The organism is Corynebacterium cystitidis (assembly GCF_900187295.1).
In the GTDB taxonomy this organism is placed as follows: Bacteria; Actinomycetota; Actinomycetes; order Mycobacteriales; family Mycobacteriaceae; genus Corynebacterium; species Corynebacterium cystitidis.
This window is the reverse complement of the sequence record NZ_LT906473.1, coordinates 240,863-264,108: the sequence shown is the minus strand read 5'-3', so window position 1 is coordinate 264,108 and position 23,246 is coordinate 240,863. Positions and strand designations below refer to the sequence as shown.

Genomic DNA, 23,246 nt, shown 5'->3' with positions numbered 1-23,246 from the left:
GTTTCTGTGCCGCCGAAAGAGAACGTATCGCCCACCGGTACCGCTGTTTGGCAGTCCCATTAACTGGAGGGCGTAGATGATTGCTCCTCGGGTTTTTCGATCTTGTTTCCTTGCTCATCTAGATGTTCTTTCTCAAACCGTGAGAAGAGGAGATGTTGTTACCGTGGGCGATACCAGCCTTGTTTTCTTCGCTAACTTCTCGAGTGAGAAACTGTCGCAACAGCGTTGATGATGTAGTTGGCGTATAGGGCAAGTACTCCACCCGCGCGCCGACGGCAGCGAGTTCTTCCTCTAAGCGGTGTCCTTTGTCTGTACCTTTCCAATCATCGCCTTTAAAGAGCACATCGAACGGTCGGCGCCGCCAGGCAACCTGTTTGTTCAGGTCAATATCAGTGACCACCTCATCGACAAAGCGCAGACTAGAAATAATTTCTATTCTTTCTGCTAGAGGCACAACCGGTGGTCGGCCTTTCATCCTGGCAAGGGATTCGTCGGTAGCAACACCGACCACAAGATATTCACAACGCTCTCGTGCTTTGCGAAGGATATTCAGGTGACCGATATGGAACATATCAAACCCACCAGGCACATAGCCGACTGCTGCGCACTTATCTTTGCTGTCACTCGCGTTTTCTTTCTGCACTTTTCCTTCATCCGACGGACGCTGTTGCATTAGTAGGCTCCATCTCGAGATAGAACAGCTTTGAAAGTCTTCAGGAAAATTCGAAAATCTAACAAAGAGTTGTGATTGTCGACATAGTAGAGGTCGCGTTTGATAGTTTCCTCCCAGGTCAAATTGGAGCGCCCTGATACCTGCCACAGACCGGTCATTCCCGGTTTGACGCTCAAACGGCGCTTTTCCTCATCGCAGTACTGATCAACTTCACGAACCAGCGGTGGCCGTGGACCAATCAAGCTCATGTCTCCGACAAGCACATTGAAAAACTGTGGCAGCTCATCCAAGCTGAACTGGCGCAACAAAGTACCGGAGCGAATAATTCGGGGATCCTTTTTAAGCTTGAATAGCTTCGGATCGTTTTTTAGTTCTCCTTCTGCTTGGGCGTAGGTGACCTCTGGCAGCAGCTCCTCCGCATCGGTTCTCATCGTACGAAATTTCAGCATGGTGAACTCTTTTCCGTTATGCCCCACTCGGCGCTGGTGGAAAAGAACAGGGCCACCATCATCAAGTTTGACAATAAGGGCAATCACTAACATCACTGGGCTCAGCAGGATCAGAGCCGCAGAAGAAATTGTTATATCCACACATCTTTTCAAAGGCCGATATAGAACAGTCCGTTGCCTTCCCCTGGAGGTTGGGCTCCAGGGCGAAAGGTCCCGCAATACCATCGCCATATTTCATTCCTTGTTCGCAGCATTGGCAATGACTCACACTTCGCCCGGAGAACTTTCTCTGAGACGATCCTGAATCGTGGCAAAGCAAAAATTCATTACCTAAGAAACCCTTAGTTTAATGAAACTGAGATTAGAAGCAAGTAAGCTTTAACTAATTATCGAACATATAATGAAAACGCTTCATTGAGCATGAATGGAATAAACCCCCCAAAATCCAACTTGATATCTCTACATCCATCATGGTCAGCACATTTTCAGAAGTTGAAAGACCGATAACAATCTTTTATATCTCCTTGAAGGTGGGCCCAGTGCGCTCCAGTTAAGGCTGATAAAGAGGTATAGATTAGTTTAATATTCGATAAGCGCAACTCGTAACATTAGGCTAACCTTAGCCACTGAAGCACGCGAAGAATTAGAGAGTTTGACCTTCTTTCATCATGATGATGTGATTAAACTCACTCTTAACGCGTAGCTCTGAGGGCCTGGTGTGGGGGTAACTTGCCCAGCGGAATCGACGGTTCAAGCGCGTCAACCAATTCAGAAGGAGCAGTCTGGGCAAGTAAAAACCCGGCGGCGTGATCTCCTTGTACGGAGTCACACAGCCGGGTGAATTCTGAAAGTAGCTTGGCTACTTTCTTCGAGCACTACTTCTTCATGGTGCCGGTTTCTGCAAGGCGAGTATGGAACTCGAACGCAGTTGGCAAGTCCACTGGGGTGTGTCCACCATTGGCCTCGCCGCGCTCAAGGTACTCCTCCAGCAACGGGCGGTAGTCAGGGTGTGCAATCTCAATCATCTTGCGTGCGCGTTGGCGTGGTGCCAGGCCACGCAGGTCTGCGTAACCCTGCTCAGTCACAATCACCATCACATCATGCTCGGTGTGGTCGATGTGGGAGGAGAAGGGGACGATGCAGGAGATTGCGCCGTCCTTCGCCACGGATGGGGTGATGAAAGACGAGATGTAGGCGTTGCGGGTGAAGTCGCCAGAGCCACCGATACCGTTCATCACCTTCGCACCCGAGACGTTGGTGGAGTTGACGTTACCGAACAGATCCGCCTCGATCAGGCCATTAGTGGCGATCAGACCAACACGACGGATGATCTCTGGGTGGTTCGAAATTGCCTGTGGGCGCAGGATGATGTGCTTGTTGTAGAAGTCAGCGTTTTCGTTCATGCGCTGCGCTGCCCCAGGAGACAGGGAGAACGAAGTTGCCGATGCCGTAGACATCTTGCCGGCGTCGATCAGGTCGAGCATGCCATCCTGGATGACCTCGGTATAGGCGGTAATGTTCTCGAACTTGGAGTCCAACAGGCCTGCCATCACAGCGTTAGGGACATTGCCCACGCCGGACTGCATGATGTAGTTGTCGTAGGTTAGGCGGCCTGCTGCTACCTCATCCTCGAGGAACTGGAGGAAGTTTGCTGCAATCTTCTCGGAAACCTCGTCTGGCGCCTTAAAAGGTGCATTGCGGTCCGCTTCGTTGGTCTCAACCACAGCGACGATCTTGGATGGGTCAATGCGATGGACGGTCTCGCCGATGCGGTCGCCCACGTTGGTGATCTCGAATGGCTTGCGGTCCCACAGACGCTCAGGGACGTAGATATCGTGCATGCCCTCAAGGTCCTCCGACTGCCAGGAGTTAACCTCGATGATGACCTTGTCTGCAGCCTCTACGTATTCAACGTTGTTACCTACGGCCGACGACGGCACAATGGCGCCGTCTTCCTTAATCTTCGTGGCCTCGATGATCGCTACCTGCATGTCACCGAAGAAGCCCTGGACAACCTGCTGGCCCAAATGAGATAGGTGAACGTCCGAGTAGAACGCCTCACCAGAATTGAACTGACCACGCAGCGTCTTGTCAGAGTTGTACGGGGTACGGAAGTTGATCGCATTTGCTTCTGCGAGCACACCATCGCAATCATCAGCGGTGGAGGCACCAGAAAAGACGTTGATCTTGAATTCTTCGCCACGACCGTGAGCTTCCTTCGCCTTTTCGGCGATCGCCTTTGGTAGGGCCTTCGGGTAGCCGGCGCCGGTGAAGCCGGAGATACCGACGTTGTCACCGTTATTGATAAATTGTGCTGCTTCTTCTGCGGACATCACCTTGCCGCGGAGCTGGTCATTGAGAATTCGATCGCTCATAGTATGAAGTCACCTCTGTGCTCGTAGGGAGTGTCAGTTAATACATTCCAGCATATTGTGACCCAGGTTTCATCTCCACGCCACAGCATGTGCCGATTCCCCCCACCAGTACCCCCGTACTGTTAGTGCGACCTTTCACGCGTGACAACGAACACCGAAAAACCACGTTTGGAAATTGGGACCCTCCTTGGGACAATGGCCAGCGTGACTCTCTCTACTGCCCAGCCCACACTGCGTATTGGCACGCTCAACCTCGACTCGCCTGTCATCCTTGCCCCGATGGCAGGCGTGACAAACATGCCGTTTCGCGTGCTGTGCCGAGAGATTGAGGAAGAGCTTACCGGGACATCGTCTGGGTTATATGTGTGTGAGATGATTACCGCCCGCGCCCTTGTGGAGGGCAATGAGAAAACACTGCATATGACCAAGTTCGCGGACGTGGAGACCCCTCGGTCCATGCAGTTATATACAGTCGACCCCGAATACACCTACAAAGCCGTTCGCCAGATCGTGGAACAAGACATGGCCGACCACGTCGATATGAACTTTGGGTGCCCTGTACCTAAGGTCACCCGGCGCGGTGGTGGATCAGCGATCCCTTATAAACGCCGCCTCTACGGCAATATCGTCTCGGCCGCTGTCCGCGCCGCCGAAGGATCGGGAATTCCTATCACCGTGAAGTTCCGAATTGGGATCGACGAAGAAACACATACGCATTTCGACGCCGGACGCATCGCCGCCGAAGAAGGCGCTGCAGCCGTTACCCTCCATGCGCGCACCGCTGCCGAGCGCTACTCGGGCCAGGCACACTGGGATGAGATTACCCGCCTTGTTGAGCACATGGAGGGCACCAACGTCCCGGTCCTTGGCAACGGCGACATCTTCGCCGCCGACGACGCCGCACGGATGATGGCCCACACCGGCTGCGCCGGCGTGGAAGTAGGGCGCGGCTGCCTTGGACGCCCGTGGCTCTTCGCCCAGTTGGGCGCCCAACTGCGGGGCGAGCCCATCCCCGACGACCCCACGCTGGGCACAGTCACACACATCATCTATCGCCACGCCGAGCTCCTTGCTGAGCACTCTGGGCAACACCATGCCTGCCGCGATATTCGTAAGCATATTGGCTGGTATTTGCGTGGCTATCCCGTGGGAGGTGAGGTGCGGAAAGAATTAGCGCACGTTTCGTCGTTAAGCGAACTGCGTGACAAGCTCGCACCCTGGGCCGAATCCGATGCCCGAGCCGAGGACGCCGATGGTGCACGCGGGCGCCAAGGGTCCCCGTCGAAAGTCGCGCTGCCCGACGGATGGCTTGATGATCCAGAAGATGAGACAGTACCCGAAGGCGCAGAAATTGAGAATAACGGCGGCTAGAGTGCTCGTTTACTCCGTGGCCACCTTGCTGTAACAAACATGTAATTTCACTCAACGCGCAATTTTACGGAAGATACCATAAGATATGGCCCATGCGTACTGTCTACCGTGAACACCTCGACGCTTTCGCCCATGACCTGCTGGTTATGTGCGACACCGTGCGAGCAATCATGGATAAGGCGTCGGAGGCGCTTCTCAACACATCACTGGAGAAGGCCGAGGACGCCTTGTCCATCGCCGACCCGTTGGAAGAGATTCGAATCCGCTGCGAGGAACGCGCAGTAGAACTCCTAGCGCTAGAAAACCCCGTTGCATCCGACCTGCGCCAAGTAGTCTCCTCAATCTATATCGTGGAGGACTTCTCTCGCATGGCGGCCCTAGCCATGCACATCGCGAAAACGGCCCGCCGCCGCCACCCTGACCCCGTATTACCTGCACCAATTGTAGGCTACGTCGAAGAAATGGTACGCCTCGTACGAGAAATGGGCGAGAAAACACACGACCTGCTGGTAGACCCAGATGCGGACGTGGCGTTGGTCTTAAGCCAAGACGATGATGCCGTCGACGACCTAAATGACTTCCTTCTCAACCTCCTGACCCAACGACAGTGGGAGCACAGCACCCGCGAAGCAGTTGATTTAGCACTGCTGACTCGTTTCTATGAACGCTACGCTGACCACTGCGTCAACGTAGCCGCACGAATCGTGTACCTGATCACCGGCCTGATGCCCACAGAGTACAAACAGCAAATGGAGTCTGACCGCGCTGACCAAGAACTCAGCGAGCGCTTCGAAGCCCTCGAACGCCAATTCCGTCGCGGTTACCGCACCAAGTAGCTGATCCATCAGCCCGTTCAAAAACAAAAACAGCCCGGCACCTCCTGCTGAATTCAGCGGATGCGCCGGGCTACTTCTTGCCGGGGACAAACTAGTGCTTAGCCGAAGCGGCCAGCGATATAATCTTCGGTTTCCTTACGACTTGGGTTTTCAAAGATGGTCTTGGTGTCATCGAATTCGATGAGCTGACCAGGCTTGCCAGTTGCTTCGAGGGAGTAGAAAGCAGTCTTATCGGACACACGCGCAGCCTGCTGCATGTTGTGGGTCACGATAACGATGGTGAACTCTTCTTTCAGCTCGTGGATGAGATCCTCCACTGCAAGAGTTGAGATCGGGTCAAGAGCGGAGCATGGCTCGTCCATCAACAGCACCTCTGGCTGGACAGCAATCGCGCGAGCGATGCAGAGACGCTGCTGCTGACCACCAGAAAGGCCACCACCTGGCTTGTCTAGACGGTCCTTGACCTCATCCCACAGGTTAGCGCCACGCAGAGACCTCTCCGCCACTTCCTTAAGCTTCTGCTTGTCCTTCTCGCCAGACAGCTTCAGGCCAGCTACCACGTTGTCCTCGATGGACATGGTTGGGAATGGGTTTGCCTTCTGGAACACCATGCCGATGGTGTTACGCACCGACACCGGGTCAACATCTTTGTCGTAGATGTTCTTCCCGTCGAGTAAGATTTCACCCTTGACGTGAGCGCCCGGGATAACCTCGTGCATGCGGTTAAGGGTGCGCAGCACGGTGGATTTGCCACAGCCGGATGGGCCGATGAAGGCGGTCACAGCCTGGGCTGGGATCCGTAGGTTGACGTTCTGTACGGCGTGGAAGTCGCCGTAGTAAATGTCGACGTCATTAAGTACAAGCTTAGACATCTTATTCTCCTAAAGTTTGATTTACTTCGGCGTTTACTTCTTAACCGAGAACTTGGCTGCGATCAAGCGGGCGACCAGGTTGATCGACACCACCAAGATCACAAGCGTGAGAGCAGCGCCCCACAGCTTGTCCATCAACACATCGGTCGTACCAGCCTTGTACATCTCCAGCATCATCAGCGGAAGCGAGGACTGCGGGCCACCGAATGGGTTCCAGGACAGAGTTGAAGTAGAGCCCACCAAGACCAGCACTGGTGCGGATTCACCCATCACGCGGGCAACAGCCAGCATGACACCGGTGACGATGCCGGACAATGCGGTTGGCAACACGATGCGCACGATGGTCTTCCACTTCGGAACACCCAAGGCGTACGACGCCTCGCGCAGATCCATGGGAACAACACGCAGCATTTCTTCGGTATTGCGCACGACGATCGGAAGCATCAGCAGGATCAGCGACAGTGCCACTGCGAAACCGGAACGCTGCTGACCGAGAACGGTGATCCACAGCGTGTAGATGAATAGTGCAGCGACGATGGAAGGAACGCCCGAGAGAATGTCCACCATGAAGGTGGTCAGACGTCCCAGCCAGCCACCCTGCGCGTACTCGACGAGGTAGATCGCGGTGAAGATACCCAATGGAATGGACACGATCGATGCGATGAAGGTTTGCACGAGCGTACCGACAATCGCGTGCAGCGCACCGCCACCGGGCAGGATACGGATGGTGCCCGTTTGGTCCTTGGTCCACCAGTCGATATCGGTGACGGCACCGATGCCGTTTGACAACACAGTCCACAGCACCCACGCCAGTGGGATCAAAGCTACGATCATACATGCCCACATGATGAAGGTCATGAAGGTGTTCATAGTCTTACGGCCAGATGAGATCTCAGTAAAAGTCGGGCCAGACGCCCCGGAGATCTGCTTGTCAGTAGGGGTTACGGTACTCATAGTATTATCTTCTTTCCCCTTAGCTCTTAGCCACGAGCGTACGAGCGATCGAGTTGACGATGAATGTCAGCAAGAACAGAACAAGGCCGGCTGCAATATAGGCGCCCGCACTGACTGGGTTACTGAACTCTGCTGCCGCGGATGCAATAGCTGTTGCGAATGTGGTACCGCCATCGAACAAGGAACCACGGAACGCGGTCGAAGGGGACACCACCATGTACAGCGCCATGGTTTCACCCAGTGCACGACCCAAGCCCAGCATGGAACCGGAAATGTAGCCGGACAGACCAAATGGAATCACAGTCATCCGGACAACTTCCCACCGGGTAGCGCCCAGGGCCAGTGCCGCTTCAATATGTCCCTTCGGAGTCTGCACGAAGACTTCGCGTGCAGTTGCTGCGATAACGGGCAAAATCATCACTGCTAGGACGACGCCACCGGTGAGCATGTTACGGCCAGTGGCAAAGGAGGGCGTGTTGGCATAAGTTGCGAAAAGGAAGAAATTTCCGGCCCAGCTGTAAATCCACTCATAGAACCCGGACAAAGCAGGGCCTAACACCTGCCAGCCCCACAGGCCGTACACGATAGAGGGGACCGCTGCGAGCATGTCCACCAAGGTTGCGAGAGGACGGACCAGATTCGCAGGTGCGTAGTTTGACAGGAACAACGCCACGCCCAAGGCAACAGGCATTGCAATGATCAACGCAATGAGAGAAATGGTGACCGTAGACAGGAACATGTTCGGGATACCGAACTGCATGTTCTCCAAGTCATTAGTCTGCCAAGGGCCCGAGTACGTGAAGAAGCCGATCAGGCCACCCTCGTTACGGGACAGTGGCTCGATTGCTTGCAGTAGCAGGAAGATGCCAATGGCGGCAATGATCACCGTGATCAGGGAAGCCGATGCAACAGAAAGAAACTCGAAAATACGGTCGCCGGGGCGCTTAACTCCCGCGCCTGAGGCCTGAATACCGTCGGCATCATCACCGGAGGGCGTTACGCCCGCGTTCAATGTGCCGGTTGAGTTCATCACAGTTGGATCGGATTCAGTGGCCACTCGGCCGGCGCGGACTTCGTCCTCACGCCCTTCATTCAGAGGCTCATTATTGTTAGCCATAATCTGTGAATCCTTCGAAGAATAAGGTGTTCGAGAAAGGGATCAATCCCATTCAAGGCGGTTCCCAAGCCTTCAGGCTGGGCCCCATGTACAAAGTGAAACCCCCCGGCATGAAACTAGAATCGGGGGGAAGCCTGTGCATGGCACTCCACCGAGCGCCGCGCCATGACAGCTTTACACTACTTGATGCTTAAGCAATCGCGTCGACAGCGGCCTGTAGACGGTCTGCATGGGAACCAGTAACCGGGATGAAGCCCAGCTGCTCCAGAACGGAATCCTGGGACTGCAGAACAACGTTCAGGAAGTCCTTGACCTGGTTCTTCGTCTCTTCGTCGTACCCTGCGGAGCAGACGATCTCGTAGGTGGTCAGAATCAGTGGGTAAGAACCCTCGCCGTCCTGGGAGAACAGGGCCTCTGCGTCAACAACCATGTCGTGCTCACCACCGGCACCAGCGAACTCCAAGCCGTCCAGAGCCTTGGTGACGCTCTCGGCGTTCAGCTCAACGGGGCCTGCACCGAAGTCGATCTTCGCGATACCCAGACCCTGCTGCTCAGCGTAGCCAGACTCAACGTAGGTGATGCCACCGTCGATGCCGGAAGTCTGGGTGGACACGCCACCCGACCCCTCAGCACCCTCCCCCACAGCGCGTGGGAACTGCTGGCCCTCGGTGTCCCAGTAACCATCGGTTGCGGCAGACAGGAACTTCTGGAAGTTGTCAGAAGTACCAGACTCATCGGTGCGGTAGACGACAGAGATTTTGGTGTCAGGCAGCTCAACACCCTCGTTCTCAGCAGCGATCTGCTCGTCGTTCCACTTGGTGATCTCGCCCTTGAAGATCTTGGCGATGGAGTCGACGGAAAGGTTCAGGTCATCAACACCCTCAAGGTTGTAGGCGATAGCAACTGGGCCGATAACCATCGGCAAGTGCCAGGCATCGTTACCCTCACAACGCTCCTTGGCAGGCTCAATCTGATCATCGGAGAGCGGGGAATCAGAACCAGCGAAAGCGGTCTGGCCAGCGATGAAGTTACGACGGCCAGAGCCGGAGCCCGAAGCGGTATACGCCAGGGATGCGCCGTCAACAGCCTCGGAGTAACGCTGACCGAAGTAGTCCATAGCGTTAGCCTGGGAGGAAGCACCCTCACCAACCAGCTCGCCAGCAGTGCCGGACAGGCCTTCAGTGTTGACCTCGGATGGCTGCTCAGCGGTGCCCTCTGCGGAGGAGGTGTCACCTCCGGAGCTGGAGTCACCACAAGCAACGAGGCCTGCGGAGGTTGCGGCAATAACGCCTGCGATTGCGAAAGTGCGCTTAATGTTACGGATCACGGGAAACCTTTCCGGTGCAGATTCAGATGGAAGACCGAGCATTGGTCCCCGGCAAGGGAGGAGGGCAAATCCATCGAAGAAATGATGGACACACCCGTCCGAATGCTCACATCGTGAAAACCTACGGGGCGCATGTTAACCGAACATGTCTTAAAAGGTGAACAACTGGTTAATTTTCATTCAGCCCCTGCGAAAATGACTCGTTCCTCCACAAAGATAAGGTAGTTGGCACCGGATTCGCGGACAGCAGTTTTACAGATTCTCAGCATCCCGTTAGAAAGTGGGGGTGATTTACGGGGGTAAAACAACTGCTATGCGCCCCATCCACCACTTGCTTAACAGCGCTACGCTTCCTGATAGACCACATGGTCCTCCACGGTGGAAAACCCTAAGTCTTCATACCGAGCCACTGCCGGCTGGTTATCCGCCTCTACGTAGAGGATGACCCGCCGGACCCCTTGCTCCACAAGGTACCTGAGCCCAATACGCAACAGCGGATCACCCAAGCCCTGCCCACGGAATGCGGATGCAAGACCAACCACGTAAACCTCCCCATCCCCTTGTGGGTGCACCTTTGTCCAGTGGAAACCTGCCAGTTGCTCGCCGTGGTACAGCAATAGCACACCAGCCGGATCAAACCAGTCTGCCTCCATGCCCTGGTGGAGCTGGCTCAAAGTCCAGCCGCCTTGCTCCGGGTGCCACGAGAAGGCATCATTGTTGGCCTCCAGCCAGGCCTGCTCCACGGTTTCGCGGCCAAACCTTTCCACCGCCTGGGTGTAGTTCAACGCCGCAAAACCGTGTGGGAGATCAACTTGCGAGGCCTCTAACAGCGGGCTGCCCTCCACCCCCATCACCAGCAGCCTCCGAGTGACCTTCATGGAACGGGATTCCGCGAGAGCGCGCGCTGCCGGAAGATTGCCATGGGCCCAGAATTGTGCAGCTGATTCCTCGGCGAGGACTTCATTAATCAGCGCAGAACCTCGCCCTTCTCGGCGCCACTGCGGGTCAACAACCAGCTCTACCCCACCGTCAGGCGCAAGTGCAGCAACAGCACTGTCAGCAATAAGCAGGTGCCGATGGCGCAGTCGATCGTCGTTAAGCCCCTGAAGGAAAACTTCGGAAAAAGGTGCGACACCATCGTGGGCCTCCGCCTTGGCAATTAGCGATTTCACCCACGCTTGCTGGGTGGGTACTGCCGGAAGCTGGACTGAAGTGATCTGAAAGTTCGTCATGCTCACAGGTTACGGTAGAAATAGAGATGTGAATACCGATTCATTCTTGGCCAGGTTCTCCTTGACCAGGTTTTCACGGCCGCTGGCAGTTCTGGCCACGATCGTGATTCTTGTCGCATCCTTTGGCCTCGTCGATAGCCTGACTGCGGCGCACGTCGAACATCGACTCTCGCAAACGGTCAAAGAAAACTCGCGCTTAGCGACGACCCCTGCGGTATACGTCGGCGGAGTCCCCTTCGCCCAGGTGCTTGTCACTGAAAATATCCCGCACCTCAGCGTCAACGCCCTCGACGTGGATATCGAAGATCTCGGTATCGTGAATGCTTCGACAGATATATATAACGTGGAACTACCTGCGAGCGCAGCCTACTCAGGTGACGTGGTCGGGCATGTCGCGGAATTAATGAAACGCCGAGTCAGCCTCGACGGAGTCGCCCTCGGCCAGTTTCTGGGGATGACCGACTTAGACATCGCGAACCCCTACGATATTTCCCCCGGCGGTGGCGTCGCCAGCGAGGCCCAGTTGACAGGAACTTTACCCGGCATGAGCGAGAAAACGTCTGTCATTGTGTCCTTAAGGCTCGACGGGCCAATGTTTCGGATGGATCCCATTGAGATTATTACCTCCGGCGAAGAACCGGGCATTGTCCAGGCCGGCTATAGCCTCGAGTTTGATACCCGCGAACTGCCGTTGGCTGCACAAGCAAACCTGGTCCAATTGTCCGGCGGATCCATTATCTTCGAGGCAGAGCGGCGCAATATCACTCTGCGCCCCAGTGACTTAACGCCGGTGGAAACAGGTGATTCAGAGTTCACTGACTACCCTGGTTCCCATGAGCAATAGTGATAACGAAACACCCGAACAATCAGCTTCCCAGCCATTGGACGGAAACGAGGCGATTAACCTCGCGGAGCAGCAGGCGAAAAGCACAGCGCATCGCAATATCCCACCACTTGACCTGGACGAAATCCCGCTTGCCGACGACACCGCCAACCTACGCCAAGGCCCAAGCCTGCATGACGGTCTCCTGGCACTTCTTCCACTAGTTGGGGTGTGGCAGGGCTTCGGCCAGGCCAACAATGACGGCGAGGAGTATGCTTTCGGCCAGCGCCTCGTCATTTTCCATGATGGGGAGAACTACCTACGCTTCGAGTCCCAGATGTGGCGCGTCGATTCGGACGGTAATTCCACAGGGGCAGATCAACGCGAGACCGGGTTCTGGCGCATCAGCCTGAAAGACGAGATCGAGGTCACCCTAAATAGTTCCCGCGGCCTCGTAGAAATCATGTACGGCGAACCCGTCAATGACCGTGCCTGGCAGCTCGAAAGCGCATCGACGATCGTCACCGCTACAGGCCCTGACACCCACGGACCTGGTAAGCGCCTCTATGGCCTGATGCCTGACAACTCTTTGGGCTGGGTTGACGAACGCATGAAAGACGGCCAGCTTGTACCCTACATGTCGGCACAGCTCACCCGTATTGTCGGCTAGCCTTCTAGGCTCGCGTTGATCGCTTTCTCAAACAATGCCCGGATCTCGGCTTCATTGGCAGGAGCGGGCATTTTTTCGTCGTTAAGCTTGGTTACCCGCGTGGCCACCCGGGTCGAGCTCACCAACCAGACCGATTCAGCTTTGCGCAGCTCATCGACGGTGAGAGCGGAGGTTTTACAGCGCCACCCGTCGGCCTGAGCAGTCTCGAAAATGGCTTGTTGAGTCGTGCCCGCAAGCACGTTCCTACCATGGTGTGGAGTGCGGATCTTCCCGCCTTTTTTAAACACCAGCACCGTGGACGTCGCACCCTCAAGCACCCGGGCATCGCCTAATTTCTCCGCAGGTTCGATATAAATCACATCGTCATAGCCCTGTGCCCGGGCCCACCGCATGGCCGCCATATTCGCCACATAGTTCAGGGTCTTCGCCCCCACCGCAAGCCAAGGCGCAGAAACTTCTGAATCAGGAAGGTCAGGTGTGATGGTGTATCCGCGCGGAGCTGTCATCACTTTCACACCCATGTCGCGTTGGGCAATCACGCTGGCTGGTAATTCCCGCAACGTGATCCACGCCGATGGCACCCCCGTTGATTCGCGCCCCCGCGTAAACGTCCAGGTGCATGTAGCCTCGAATGGCCCGCCGCTGCGCTCCCGAGCGAAATCGGCGACTGCTTCTCGCGTTGCGCGCACCCAGCTGTCTTCGTTGACCTCCGGCAGATCCAGAAGTTGCGCCGAGCGAGCAAAACGCGCACTATGCGCCCGGAGATTCACCACCTGCGAGTTGCGCACCAGAATAGATTCAAACACACCATCGCCTCGAGTGACAGCCGCATCGTCCCAGAACACGTGTGGCAGGTTAGGGTTTTGCCTACGCACTGAGCCCCCAAACGGCTCAACAATATAGATGACGGGCTGCGGGGACACACTCACTGGGCTCATGGCCCTCTATTATGCCCGGTTTGTTCAGGCTACGATCGAAGTGTGACAAATCTTGATACTTATTCGTCCCCGTTACTCGCCCGCCCATCGGCACGAAAGCATGTCGATGACTCTCTCATTGATGCCGCCGGGGTTGCTTGGCACTACGGCGAGCCACTGGCCGAACAACGCAGAATTGACACCGGCCCGGTCGTCGTCGACCGTTCCCACCGTCGCGTCATCAAAGTTACAGGCGAAGACGCCGCAGAATTTTTGAACAATTTGCTCACCCAGAAGCTTGACGACGCCAGCGCCGGATTCTCCGCCGCCTGCCTGGACCTCGACATCCAAGGCCGCATCCTCCACCAGGGATATGTCACCCGCACCGATGACGCGTTTTACCTGGACACGCCGTCATACTGCTACCCTACATTCGTCGATTTCCTGCAGAAGATGATCTTCTGGTCCAAGGTCGAGATCACAGAAGCTAACCTCGGGATTCTCACCCTGCTCGGTGATTTAAGCACGCTTGACGACGACGCGTTGTCCGATCTGCCGACAGTTTTTGAGCGCCACGTGGATTGGGATGGTGTCCCACGCCACGACGTGGCTGTGCCGCGAGATCAGCTGGAGGCGGTCGTCGAAAAGCTCGAAGCACGCGGTGTAGTGCTGGCGGGCTTAATGGCATTTACTGCTGAACGGGTCCGTGCTGGTGAGCCCGAAATGCGCGCGGATCTCGACGAAAAATCCATCCCTCATGAAGCTCCGCGGCTAATTAACCGACCTGGTCGCGTGCGCGCGGTCCACCTCGAAAAGGGGTGCTACCGCGGGCAGGAAACTGTGGGACGCGTGGAGAATCTTGGGCGCTCTCCTCGCCTGCTCGTGCTGCTACAGCTTGATGGCTCGGTGCCCGAAGACCCAGTTCCCGGTTCGCACATTCTGGCGAATGGCAGGAAGTCGGGCCGGCTGGGAACCGTGGTGCACGACTGCGATTATGGCCCGATTGCCCTTGCCCTGCTGAAACGCAACGCTGTACAAGCCGACGAGCTGATCATCGAGGGCGAATCCACCGTCAGCGCCACTGTGGACCGCGACTACATTCCTGAAGAAGAAACAACGAAGCCGGGAAGGGAAGCTATCGCAAAATTACGTGGCCAAAACTAACCCTAATTACCCTGCTTGGGCGCGGGGGAGGAATTTTTTCGGAATTCACGCTATTGTATGGGACAGGAATACATACTGAATCGAAAAGCTGATGGGGCCACCCGAATACCCTGGGTCGCCCTAAACACACCTCAAGGGGGTCACGCCATGGGCCGCGGACGCGCCAAAGCAAAGCAGACCAAGGTTGCACGCCAATTAAAGTACAACACGCCCGAGATGGATTTGGAGTCCCTCCAGCGGGAGCTAGCAGGCCAAGCGCCAACTCGCAGCTGGGATGACGACGATGAGTACGAGGTCGACGAACAGTACGCGGAATACGCGGACTGGGAGCCTGAAGAGGACGACGACCGCCACTAAGCAATCTGCACTACTTTGAATGTGTGCACCCTGCCCCGCCCCCGTGATTCCTGGGGGCGGGGGCTACTGCTTTCCTACCCCGCTGCTTTCCTACCCCCCACGGCAGTTAACACCTAAGTCATTCCTTCAATTAATACTTAGGATTGTTGCCCTCAAGAGTTGCGCGGGCAGTCTCACCCTCCTGCGCAGAGCGGACCTCACCCAACTCCCAGCACTCAACGTGGCGCGCGGTAAGCATGGCCAAGGTGCGTTCCTTATCCTTTGCGGACACGATCGCCACCATGCCTACGCCCATATTGAAGGTCTTTTCCATCTCTTCACGGCTGACCTTGCCCAGCGACGCAATGGTGCGGAAGATTTGCTGCGGAGTCCAGGTAGTCCTGTACATTTCTGCAACCATGCCCTCCGGAATAATACGTTCCATGTTGCCCACCAATCCACCGCCGGTGACGTGACAGAACGTGCGCACGTCACACTCAGACATCAGCGCCAGGCAATCCTGCGCATAGATGCGGGTGGGAACCAATAGTTCTTCACCTAGGTTGCGGCCCAGCTCATCCATAAAGGAGTCCACTGTCAGACCCGCTTTGTCGAAGAGGACGTGGCGGGCCAGGGAGTAGCCGTTGGAGTGGAGGCCTGACGAGCCCATGGCGATGATGGCATCGCCCACGCGCACTTTGTCGGGACCAAGTAGGTCATCAGCTTCAACAACACCTACCGCGGTGGCGGAAACGTCGTAGTCGTTTTCATCCATCACGCCTGGGTGCTCAGCCGTCTCACCGCCCAGAAGTGCCGCGCCTGCTTGCACGCAACCTTCAGCGATGCCGCCGACAATAGCGGCGATCTTTTCGGGCACCACCTTGCCGGTGGCGATATAGTCCTGCAAGAACAGGGGTTCGGCACCACAAACCACAAGATCATCCACGCACATCGCGACCAAATCAATACCGATGGTGTCGTGCTTATCCATTGCTTGGGCCACAACCAGCTTGGTGCCTACTCCGTCGGAGCCAGCAGCCAGCAGCGGGTTGCGGTACTTGCCCAGTTCGAAAAGTCCAGCGAAGCCGCCGATTCCGCCACGCACCTCGGGCCGGGTGGCCCGCTTCGCGTGCTGTGCCAGCAGTTCAACGGCACGGTCGCCTTCCTCGATGGACACACCTGCTGCGGCGTAGGACGCACCGGAATCGGTTGTGTTCTGGTCGGTCATTTATCTGGTCCCTTCTTGGAGTTCGCGCACGATGTCTGCTTGGGCGTTACCGGCAGGTAAGCCCAACGGATAGTGGCCGCTGAAGCACGCCGTGCATAGTTCGCGTCCTGGTTGTTGTGTTACCGCAATCATGTCTTCTTCGCTGACAAAGGCCAGCGAATCTGCGCCGATCGTTTCACAGATATAGTCCACTGTGTCTGCTTCAGTGCGCGATGCGGTGCGCGCTGCGGCGAAACCCTCGAGGCCGTCCTGGTTAGCAATCAGCTCGTCCGGATCTGCGAAGTCGATGCCGTAGAAGCATGGCCACTTCACTGGTGGTGAAGCAATGCGCACGTGGACTTCGGCGGCTCCCGCTTCACGCAACATGCGGATCAACGCGATTTGGGTATTGCCACGTACGATCGAGTCATCCACGACGACCAATCGCTTCCCATCAATCATGGCGCGCACCGGATTCAGCTTGAGGCGAATACCTAACTTCCGCAGGGTTTGCGAAGGTTGAATGAAAGTACGCCCCACATACGCATTTTTCATCAACCCACGACCATAAGGAATATCGCAAGCAGAGGCGTACCCGATGGCTGCTGGAACCCCTGACTCGGGAACAGGCATAACCAGATCGGCGTCCACAGGATCCGCCCGGGCTAGGCGCTTACCAATCTCGATGCGGGTGGTGTTGATGGTTTCACCGTTAATCACGGAATCCGGACGCGCGAGATACACATACTCAAAGACACAGCCAGCGAGCTTGGGCTTAGCAAACTTCTCGGAATGCACGCCGTTGCCATCAATAGCTATCAGCTCGCCAGGTTCAATATCGCGCACAAATCTCGCGCCCACGATGTCCAGTGCGGCGGTTTCACTGGCAACAACCCAGCCGCCGTCGAGTTGGCCGAGCGATAGTGGTCGAACACCGTGGCGATCGCGCGCCGCATAGACCTTCTCACCGTCAGTAAACACAAGGCAGAACGCCCCCTCAAGACGCGGCAACAACTCGCGTGCGGCTTCCAGAGGCGTGGTTTCATCATTGATTGCGTCGGCAAGAAAAGCCGCCATCACGGCGCTATCCGACGACGAGCCCTGCCCGTCAATGGTCTCCTCGCGGATCAGACGACGTGCAATAGCTTCGTCGCGCAACTCCTGGTAGTTGACAAGGTTACCGTTGTGGCCGAGCGCTAAGTCAGTATTAGCTGAGGTGGCCCGAAAGATTGGCTGCACATTTTCCCAGCTCGTTGATCCCGCGGTGGAGTAGCGTGTATGCCCGATAGCAACATCACCCTGGAGCGCCTCCAGGGTAGGTTCATCAAAGACTTGGGAGACAAGCCCCATATCTTTGAATACGACGATTCGCTGGGCATCACCTGCCGCAATTCCTGCACCTTCTTGTCCGCGGTGCTGGAGGGCAAAGAGCCCAAAGTACGTAAGCTTTGCAACTTCTTCCCCTGGGGCCCAGACTCCGAACACTCCGCATTCTTCACGCGGTTCGTCCTCCGGGGTATCAAAGGGGCGTCCGTCACTATCGTTGACGTCAGTGGTGAACACGTCCTATAGAGTATCCTATTTCGTCTCATCTATTAAGCCCGTTACGGGAAGCCCAGCTACAATCTCAGTGGCGCGCAACCCCGAAGCATCGACATTGCCCGCGGTGATCTCGTCGTCAAGCGTGCTGATGCCGGTAGCAAGACGCAGCCACGTGATCGGGTCTGTTTCCACAACGTTGGGCGGCGTTCCACGCGTATGCTTTGGCCCTTCAACACATTGAACAGCTACAAACGGGGGTATACGCACTTCGACGGTATGGCCGGGCAGTTCCGCAGCCAGGGCGCGGGCGGTGCGGCGGACAGCCTCAGCGAGCGCGCTGCGAGCAGGCTTTTCGTGATCTTCCGGCGCTCGGATCCATGACGCGATTTCCATCACGGCGGCACGGGTTAAGGCAGGATCATTTTTTGGTGGCATGCAGACCATCTTAATTTCGCGCGGTTCCCGCTACCCTTATCGGTACCTCACCTGCGTTGATGCATCCACCTCACGCAACGCGCAGGTATTATTATTGATTGACGAAAGGTCCAGCGAATATGTCATCGACTCCAGTCCCCGCCACTAAATCCCCATCCGTCACCCTGCGTTTTATGGCATCACCGACAGACATCATCGTGGCCGGCGCACAAGGCGTCTCCGGTGGCCGCGTTCTGGAATGGATCGATAAGGCCGCCTACGCGTGTGCCGTGCAGTGGTCCTCGACCTACTGTGTCACCGCATATGTGGGGCACATCCACTTCACCCGCCCTATCCCCTCCGGCCATCTGGTAGAGGTGCGCTCCAAGATTGCCATGACGGGCCGCTCATCGATGCACATCGTCAACGAAGTGCTTTCCGCCGACCCACGCGAAGGTATTTTTACCCGCGCCTGCGACTGCCTAGTCATTTTTGTTGCGAAGGATCCAGAAACCGGCAAGTCCACCCCGGTGCCCACCTTCGTGCCGGAAACAGCGGAAGAAAAGCGCATGGAAGCCGCCGCGCAGTCGCGCATCCAACTGCGCAAAGACATCGAAACTGAAATGCTGAAGCAGACCTATGACGGTAAGTCCGACGCACCGCGTATCGTCCACCGCTTCCTTGCCAAACCCACCGACATCAACTGGGGCGGCAATGTACACGGTGGTACCGCCATGGAGTGGATCGATGAGGCCGGAATGAACTGCACCATGGAATGGTCCGGGGAGCGCACCGTAGCCGTCTACGCCGGCGGCATCCGCTTCTACAAACCTATCTCCATCGGCGACCTGATCCAGGTAGATGCCCGTTTAACACGTACCGACGCCCGCTCCATGCACGTCACCGTCCACGTGGAGTCCGGCAATCCGCGCGACGGCCAGGACAGGCTCGAAACCGCAATCCACGCAACCTTTACCTATATCGGCATTGACATCGACGGTGAGCCTTTAGCGGCACGCCAGTTCATTCCGCGTACCGACGAAGACCTCGCGCTGGCTGAACACGTGGAGACGTTAAAGGCACTGCGCGCCAACTACCAACCCACCCCGATCGTGCAGCCACGGGAAGCAAGCCAACTGGTGGACTAGTTCGCTGCGGTTGTAGTTCCGCCAACACGCGCAGGCTCGGTTTTAACAACCGAGTCCGTGCAGACGGTTGTTAGCGGTTGGTTGTTAGCGGTCGGTGCGGGGTTCTCGTACCCATGCGCCGATGACACCGGGGATGACTTCGGGGCCTTCACCAAGCAGGGCTTTTAAATTGCCTTCACGTTCTACGGCACTGGTTTTAATCCCACGCACAGACCCCGCCCCGTGATTACCACGGCGACCACCTGCCGCGCCGGCTGCACCACGGCCTGCGCCCATCATCCCACCAACGGGTGTGCCACCATGAGCAGCGTGTGCTGATGAACCTGCCACACCCCCAGTAGGCACGCCACTAGTCAATGGTCCCCTGCCAAGGCCTCCGGCACCGGAACCGGCGCCGGACGGTGGTTTACCTCCACCAGCGTGTGGCACAGCCGACGAACCACCGCCAGAACCACCGACTCCACCACCAGCGCGCCCACCACTATCGGTGCCGACGACGGTTCGACCGCCGATACCGGTGTTCAAGGGGCGAACCCCAGAACCTGGCCCGCTTCCCGGCCGTACTACCCCTGCTGCACCCGGTGCACCCACACCCGCACCTGGGCCGGTTGTTCCCAGGCGTGTGCCAGGCCGGGTGTGCGCCATAGCAGTCCCAGAAGGAGGCAGCGCCCCAAACTGACCGGCAGCAGGAGTTGTCGCAGCTGTAGTCGCAGGTGGCGTTGGTGATGCAAGTGCACCAGAAGGCACCCCCGGGTGAAGTGGTGGTGGCAACACAGGCGCAGCAGCCGAAGCTGCAGCCGTAGAAGTCGGCACATGCCCGGCCATCACCGCATCTAACGTGTCAGCCCCGCTGCGCTGAAACTCAGCAGCAAGTTCCTGCGGATCACGCATCCGTGCCGCCTCCCCCATCCCATAATGCTCCATCGCCTCTTGAACAACCGCAGGCAACGCAGTATCCTCCCACACCGGCAGCGACCCACCAGGATGTCGGCCACTTGGTGTAACTTCTCCTGCCGAACCACCATGGGGATCATCCATCGATGGTAATAACTGGCCAACACTGGGCAACGCCGGGCCCAAAGTAGTCGTCATCGCAGGCGGAAACGACTCGAGATACGACTGCTCAATCGTGCGCGCCAACACAGGACTTGTCGCATTCGCCAGCCCATAGACATAAGCAACCTGGGCCGCCTGCTGCGCCTGAGCCTGGCCTGCTGTTGCCAAACTCGTGGTATTAGTGGCCAAGCTATCCGCATTTGATGCAAACGTATACCCCGTCGACTGGATCGTGCGGATCGTAGCCATCGCCAACTGGATCGCTTCAGTCTCAGCCGAGCTCTCCAGATCGCCCAGTACTTCATCAAGACTATCGGCAGCAGAACGGACTTTTGATGCCAGACTCGTCCAGTCACCAGCCATCGAGGATGGAACACCGTGATTCGTACTCGCGAACTGCCCCGCCAAAACCACAAGTGACGGTGGGCGAACAACCACAGGGGGGACCACCACCAACGGTTGGGTATCCGTGTTGGTGATACTGCCAACAGGGATATCAGCAAGTGGCGAACTGGTCAACCCCCGCATACCAAGCTGAGCACCTACAGAAACACTATGCTGATACGCCTCCAGCGCGGCAGCAAACGCCTCATCCCCATTGACCACATCAGCAACATTGCGGCGTAACGTCGTTGCAGCATTAACAAACCGATCAGTAAACGCCGTCATTGACTCTTGCTTGTTGGTCGACAAAAAGGTGGAATGCATTTGACCCACCTCTGACAACCCCGACACCGAAGAATAGCTTATGGTTAGAAAACTTTCCTCGCTGTCTGTGGTACCAACTGGAAATTGCCCGGATGTCTCGAGTTTCTGTGCGGCGGCCAAGACCTCCACTGGATCAAAGTTCAGCATCATATCCCCCTCGTTAAATGTGATTTATGTGATTATTGTGTGAATGATTCAAGTAACTGCAGTGCACTTGCACACGCTTGTTCCTTTGGTGTTCCGTCATACTCGCCGCCAGCGATGACTCCGATGGTTCCGCGTTCAGTTTCAATCCCAATACGACACACAAGCGGGTTGTCCGCCTCCATGACGTACTCGAACACACCGTCCAAGACATCGGATTCCACCTCATGGGAATACACCCCACCATCAATATGTTCTTGTTTTGTGGCAAGGTTTCCATAGACAGTGAGGACCAACTTTGGATCCAGTACATCTGGTAAAAAGGTGCAGCCGAGAAGTGTTCCAGCCCCAAACGACATGGTGATTCCGTCTGTGATGAAGCCTCGCTCCTCAATCTCTTCCACCGAGATCTCCTGGCATGGATCAAACACATCCGGATACAACTCATCAGGATCAAACGGGCCGATCTGAATCGTGCCGGAATCAAAATAGAACGCATCAGCTTTCGGTGCCACCGGCGATGATGCTTCACCCACGGCCCCAGCAGCACCGGCTTCTGTCCCAGCACCGTGTTCTGTCGTTCCTTGCTCGGGCACTGTGACCGTACCCGGCCCACCCAACACACCAGAACATGCTGACAACACACCAGCACAAACAACACTAGCTACAACAAATAAACCTCTACGTTGCAATAGGTCCTCCCCCGAGTTGAAACACCAACGCCCACCATCCTGCCACACCCGCCACCACCACGCAGCACTTGAACCAACAACACAAGAATTAGCCCCACCAGCTCTGTCTGATTCTGTTGATGTGTGATTATTGTGCGAAAGACTCCAGTAACTGCAAAGCACTAGAACACGCTTGTTCCTTTGGTATTCCGTCATACTCGCCGTTAGCGATGACTCCGATGGTTCCGCGTTCAGTTTCGATCCCAATACGGCACATACGTGGACCGTCAGTCTCCATGACGTACTCAAAAACACCGTCCAAGACGTCGGATTCCACCTCATGGGAATACACCCCACCATCAATGTGTTTTTTCTTACTCGCAAGGTTTCCATACACTGTGAAGACTATTGTTGGGTCTTGTACATCTGGCAGAAAAGTACAACCGAGAAGCGAGCCAGCCCCACGCGACATGGTGATTCCGTTTGTGATGAAGCCTCGTTCCTCGATCTCTTCCGTCGAGATCTCCTGACACGGATCAAACACATCCGGATACAACTCATCAGGATCAAACGGTCCGATCCTTATGCTGCCCGAATCAAAATGGAACGCATCAGCTTTCGCTGCCACCGGCGATGATGCTTCACCCACGGCCCCAGCAGCACCGGCTTCTGTTCCAGCACCGAGTTCTGTCGTCGCCTCCTGCCCGGCCACAGTGGACCTATCAGGCTCACCCATGACAGAAGAACACCCCGCCACCAGCACACCAGCACACCAGCACTTACAGCTGCTATCGCGGTCACAATAATCATACGTTGCAATAGGTCCTCCCCCGAGTTGAAACACCAACGCCCACCATCCTGCCACACCCGCCACCACCACGCAGCACTTGATCGCTGCAACAATCGCAGGCGACCATGTTGGTTGAACGCCTTGAGGCTCACGACGATTCGGCAGGCCGACCAGTTTAGCGGGCAGCCTATTTTTAGCCACGCGATGGGCAATGGCGAAATTAAGGAGTAGGTTGTCGATACAGGCGTGCGGAAAACTAACAGCAAAAACTAACAGCAAAAACTAACCCAGTCGACTTAGTCCGCCGTACCCGGTTCCACTGCCCGCCAACAGTCCGTGTTCATCTCCGGGAAGCTTGGGGCACGGCAGCATAGATAATTTGCTGACGCGGATCCAGGAATCTTGGCTCGACCATGCTGGAAACAGCTCCCTAGGCACAGAAACGCTCTA

At 56.4% G+C, this 23,246-nt stretch carries 23 protein-coding genes; 8 read left to right on the top strand and 15 right to left on the bottom strand.

Going from position 1 to position 23,246, the window contains the following annotated elements; genetic code table 11:
* Positions 1–118: 118 nt before the first annotated feature.
* From CKV99_RS01235 to CKV99_RS01225, 3 genes are all read right to left on the bottom strand, one after another.
* Positions 119–673 (bottom strand): adenylyltransferase/cytidyltransferase family protein, encoded by a 555-nt coding sequence (locus CKV99_RS01235; RefSeq protein WP_092260640.1) that lies wholly within the window; start codon positions 671–673, stop codon positions 119–121.
* Positions 673–1,353: a sugar transferase gene (locus tag CKV99_RS01230; protein WP_092260638.1), complete on the bottom strand. Its 681-nt coding sequence runs from the start codon at positions 1,351–1,353 to the stop codon at positions 673–675. Before CKV99_RS01230 ends, CKV99_RS01235 begins: the two co-directional genes overlap by 1 nt.
* Before the next feature lie 644 nt (positions 1,354–1,997).
* Positions 1,998–3,497, bottom strand: coding sequence for an acetyl-CoA hydrolase/transferase family protein (locus tag CKV99_RS01225; RefSeq protein ID WP_092260636.1), 1,500 nt, complete (start codon positions 3,495–3,497; stop codon positions 1,998–2,000).
* 195 nt (positions 3,498–3,692) lie between these two features.
* Here CKV99_RS01225 and dusB point away from each other — a divergent pair, with 195 nt between their 5' ends.
* Together dusB and phoU are read left to right on the top strand one after the other, a co-directional pair.
* A complete protein-coding gene (gene dusB / locus CKV99_RS01220; protein ID WP_177178141.1) occupies positions 3,693–4,868 on the top strand; it encodes a tRNA dihydrouridine synthase DusB in 1,176 nt (391 codons plus the stop codon).
* 92 nt (positions 4,869–4,960) lie between these two features.
* Positions 4,961–5,704: a phosphate signaling complex protein PhoU gene (phoU, locus tag CKV99_RS01215; RefSeq protein WP_092260634.1), complete on the top strand. Its 744-nt coding sequence runs from the start codon at positions 4,961–4,963 to the stop codon at positions 5,702–5,704.
* Positions 5,705–5,802: 98 nt separating this feature from the next.
* Here phoU and pstB read toward each other — a convergent pair whose 3' ends face one another.
* From pstB to mshD, 5 genes are all read right to left on the bottom strand, one after another.
* Positions 5,803–6,576, bottom strand: a complete 774-nt coding sequence (gene pstB, locus CKV99_RS01210) for a phosphate ABC transporter ATP-binding protein PstB (protein ID WP_092260632.1) — start codon at positions 6,574–6,576, stop codon at positions 5,803–5,805.
* A gap of 33 nt (positions 6,577–6,609) precedes the next feature.
* On the bottom strand, positions 6,610–7,530 hold the full coding sequence (pstA, locus tag CKV99_RS01205; RefSeq protein ID WP_092260630.1) for a phosphate ABC transporter permease PstA: 921 nt from the start codon (positions 7,528–7,530) through the stop codon (positions 6,610–6,612).
* A 19-nt stretch (positions 7,531–7,549) separates the two neighbouring features.
* On the bottom strand, positions 7,550–8,647 hold the full coding sequence (gene pstC / locus CKV99_RS01200) for a phosphate ABC transporter permease subunit PstC (RefSeq protein ID WP_092260628.1): 1,098 nt from the start codon (positions 8,645–8,647) through the stop codon (positions 7,550–7,552).
* Between the two features lie 190 nt (positions 8,648–8,837).
* Positions 8,838–10,016 (bottom strand): phosphate ABC transporter substrate-binding protein PstS, encoded by a 1,179-nt coding sequence (gene pstS, locus CKV99_RS01195; RefSeq protein ID WP_169872590.1) that lies wholly within the window; start codon positions 10,014–10,016, stop codon positions 8,838–8,840.
* 302 nt (positions 10,017–10,318) lie between these two features.
* Positions 10,319–11,206, bottom strand: coding sequence for a mycothiol synthase (mshD, locus tag CKV99_RS01190; protein ID WP_092260626.1), 888 nt, complete (start codon positions 11,204–11,206; stop codon positions 10,319–10,321).
* A gap of 28 nt (positions 11,207–11,234) precedes the next feature.
* Between mshD and CKV99_RS01185 the strand changes: the two genes are divergently transcribed.
* Positions 11,235–12,050, top strand: a complete 816-nt coding sequence (locus CKV99_RS01185) for an LmeA family phospholipid-binding protein (RefSeq protein ID WP_092260624.1) — start codon at positions 11,235–11,237, stop codon at positions 12,048–12,050.
* A complete protein-coding gene (locus CKV99_RS01180) occupies positions 12,040–12,699 on the top strand; it encodes an FABP family protein (RefSeq protein ID WP_092260622.1) in 660 nt (219 codons plus the stop codon). The genes CKV99_RS01185 and CKV99_RS01180 overlap by 11 nt, the downstream gene beginning before the upstream one ends.
* Here CKV99_RS01180 and CKV99_RS01175 read toward each other — a convergent pair.
* Positions 12,696–13,637, bottom strand: coding sequence for an aminodeoxychorismate lyase (locus CKV99_RS01175; protein ID WP_092260621.1), 942 nt, complete (start codon positions 13,635–13,637; stop codon positions 12,696–12,698). The two genes, CKV99_RS01180 and CKV99_RS01175, sit on opposite strands and share 4 nt — an antisense overlap.
* 42 nt (positions 13,638–13,679) lie before the next feature.
* Between CKV99_RS01175 and ygfZ the strand changes: the two genes are divergently transcribed.
* Positions 13,680–14,780, top strand: coding sequence for a CAF17-like 4Fe-4S cluster assembly/insertion protein YgfZ (gene ygfZ, locus CKV99_RS01170; RefSeq protein WP_092260619.1), 1,101 nt, complete (start codon positions 13,680–13,682; stop codon positions 14,778–14,780).
* A 147-nt stretch (positions 14,781–14,927) separates the two neighbouring features.
* Positions 14,928–15,137 (top strand): DUF3073 domain-containing protein, encoded by a 210-nt coding sequence (locus CKV99_RS01165; RefSeq protein ID WP_092260617.1) that lies wholly within the window; start codon positions 14,928–14,930, stop codon positions 15,135–15,137.
* Positions 15,138–15,267: 130 nt separating this feature from the next.
* On the opposite strand, the gene purM is transcribed toward CKV99_RS01165, so the two are convergent.
* The 3 genes from purM to CKV99_RS01150 are packed head-to-tail and all read right to left on the bottom strand — an operon-like array spanning position 15,268 to position 18,300.
* A complete protein-coding gene (purM, locus tag CKV99_RS01160; RefSeq protein WP_092260615.1) occupies positions 15,268–16,344 on the bottom strand; it encodes a phosphoribosylformylglycinamidine cyclo-ligase in 1,077 nt (358 codons plus the stop codon).
* Positions 16,345–17,886 (bottom strand): amidophosphoribosyltransferase, encoded by a 1,542-nt coding sequence (gene purF / locus CKV99_RS01155; RefSeq protein ID WP_092260613.1) that lies wholly within the window; start codon positions 17,884–17,886, stop codon positions 16,345–16,347.
* A gap of 15 nt (positions 17,887–17,901) precedes the next feature.
* The gene (locus CKV99_RS01150; protein ID WP_092260611.1) at positions 17,902–18,300 is read right to left on the bottom strand and encodes a sterol carrier family protein; all 399 of its coding nucleotides are present in this window, start codon (positions 18,298–18,300) and stop codon (positions 17,902–17,904) included.
* On the opposite strand from CKV99_RS01150, the gene CKV99_RS14445 reads away from it, so the two are divergent.
* Both CKV99_RS14445 and CKV99_RS01145 read left to right on the top strand, forming a co-directional pair.
* On the top strand, positions 18,299–18,448 hold the full coding sequence (locus CKV99_RS14445; protein ID WP_169872589.1) for a hypothetical protein: 150 nt from the start codon (positions 18,299–18,301) through the stop codon (positions 18,446–18,448). The two genes, CKV99_RS01150 and CKV99_RS14445, sit on opposite strands and share 2 nt — an antisense overlap.
* On the top strand, positions 18,420–19,427 hold the full coding sequence (locus CKV99_RS01145; RefSeq protein WP_092260609.1) for an acyl-CoA thioesterase: 1,008 nt from the start codon (positions 18,420–18,422) through the stop codon (positions 19,425–19,427). The genes CKV99_RS14445 and CKV99_RS01145 overlap by 29 nt, the downstream gene beginning before the upstream one ends.
* A gap of 84 nt (positions 19,428–19,511) precedes the next feature.
* On the opposite strand, the gene CKV99_RS01140 is transcribed toward CKV99_RS01145, so the two are convergent.
* The 3 genes from CKV99_RS01140 to CKV99_RS01130 form a co-directional block, all read right to left on the bottom strand.
* Complete coding sequence (locus CKV99_RS01140; protein WP_157728329.1) at positions 19,512–21,191, bottom strand: hypothetical protein; 1,680 nt, start codon at positions 21,189–21,191, stop codon at positions 19,512–19,514.
* A gap of 179 nt (positions 21,192–21,370) precedes the next feature.
* Positions 21,371–21,979: a DUF3558 family protein gene (locus tag CKV99_RS01135; RefSeq protein ID WP_157728327.1), complete on the bottom strand. Its 609-nt coding sequence runs from the start codon at positions 21,977–21,979 to the stop codon at positions 21,371–21,373.
* Between the two features lie 175 nt (positions 21,980–22,154).
* On the bottom strand, positions 22,155–22,997 hold the full coding sequence (locus CKV99_RS01130) for a DUF3558 family protein (protein ID WP_143063514.1): 843 nt from the start codon (positions 22,995–22,997) through the stop codon (positions 22,155–22,157).
* Positions 22,998–23,246: the final 249 nt, after the last annotated feature.

Bases quoted from the DNA above. Each gene is read 5' to 3' on its own strand.
- CKV99_RS01150 (WP_092260611.1), bottom strand. From the start codon at position 18,300: ATGCCACCAAAAAATGATCCTGCCTTAACCCGTGCCGCCGTGATGGAA.
- CKV99_RS01235 (WP_092260640.1), bottom strand. From the start codon at position 673: ATGCAACAGCGTCCGTCGGATGAAGGAAAAGTGCAGAAAGAAAACGCG.
- CKV99_RS01180 (WP_092260622.1), top strand. From the start codon at position 12,040: ATGAGCAATAGTGATAACGAAACACCCGAACAATCAGCTTCCCAGCCA.
- pstC (WP_092260628.1), bottom strand. From the start codon at position 8,647: ATGGCTAACAATAATGAGCCTCTGAATGAAGGGCGTGAGGACGAAGTC.
- purM (WP_092260615.1), bottom strand. From the start codon at position 16,344: ATGACCGACCAGAACACAACCGATTCCGGTGCGTCCTACGCCGCAGCA.
- CKV99_RS01140 (WP_157728329.1), bottom strand. From the start codon at position 21,191: ATGCATTCCACCTTTTTGTCGACCAACAAGCAAGAGTCAATGACGGCG.
- CKV99_RS01230 (WP_092260638.1), bottom strand. From the start codon at position 1,353: ATGGCGATGGTATTGCGGGACCTTTCGCCCTGGAGCCCAACCTCCAGG.
- pstS (WP_169872590.1), bottom strand. From the start codon at position 10,016: ATGCTCGGTCTTCCATCTGAATCTGCACCGGAAAGGTTTCCCGTGATC.
- CKV99_RS01225 (WP_092260636.1), bottom strand. From the start codon at position 3,497: ATGAGCGATCGAATTCTCAATGACCAGCTCCGCGGCAAGGTGATGTCC.
- dusB (WP_177178141.1), top strand. From the start codon at position 3,693: ATGGCCAGCGTGACTCTCTCTACTGCCCAGCCCACACTGCGTATTGGC.
- CKV99_RS01145 (WP_092260609.1), top strand. From the start codon at position 18,420: ATGTCATCGACTCCAGTCCCCGCCACTAAATCCCCATCCGTCACCCTG.
- pstA (WP_092260630.1), bottom strand. From the start codon at position 7,530: ATGAGTACCGTAACCCCTACTGACAAGCAGATCTCCGGGGCGTCTGGC.
- pstB (WP_092260632.1), bottom strand. From the start codon at position 6,576: ATGTCTAAGCTTGTACTTAATGACGTCGACATTTACTACGGCGACTTC.
- phoU (WP_092260634.1), top strand. From the start codon at position 4,961: ATGCGTACTGTCTACCGTGAACACCTCGACGCTTTCGCCCATGACCTG.
- mshD (WP_092260626.1), bottom strand. From the start codon at position 11,206: ATGACGAACTTTCAGATCACTTCAGTCCAGCTTCCGGCAGTACCCACC.
- CKV99_RS01175 (WP_092260621.1), bottom strand. From the start codon at position 13,637: ATGAGCCCAGTGAGTGTGTCCCCGCAGCCCGTCATCTATATTGTTGAG.
- CKV99_RS01165 (WP_092260617.1), top strand. From the start codon at position 14,928: ATGGGCCGCGGACGCGCCAAAGCAAAGCAGACCAAGGTTGCACGCCAA.
- CKV99_RS14445 (WP_169872589.1), top strand. From the start codon at position 18,299: ATGCAGACCATCTTAATTTCGCGCGGTTCCCGCTACCCTTATCGGTAC.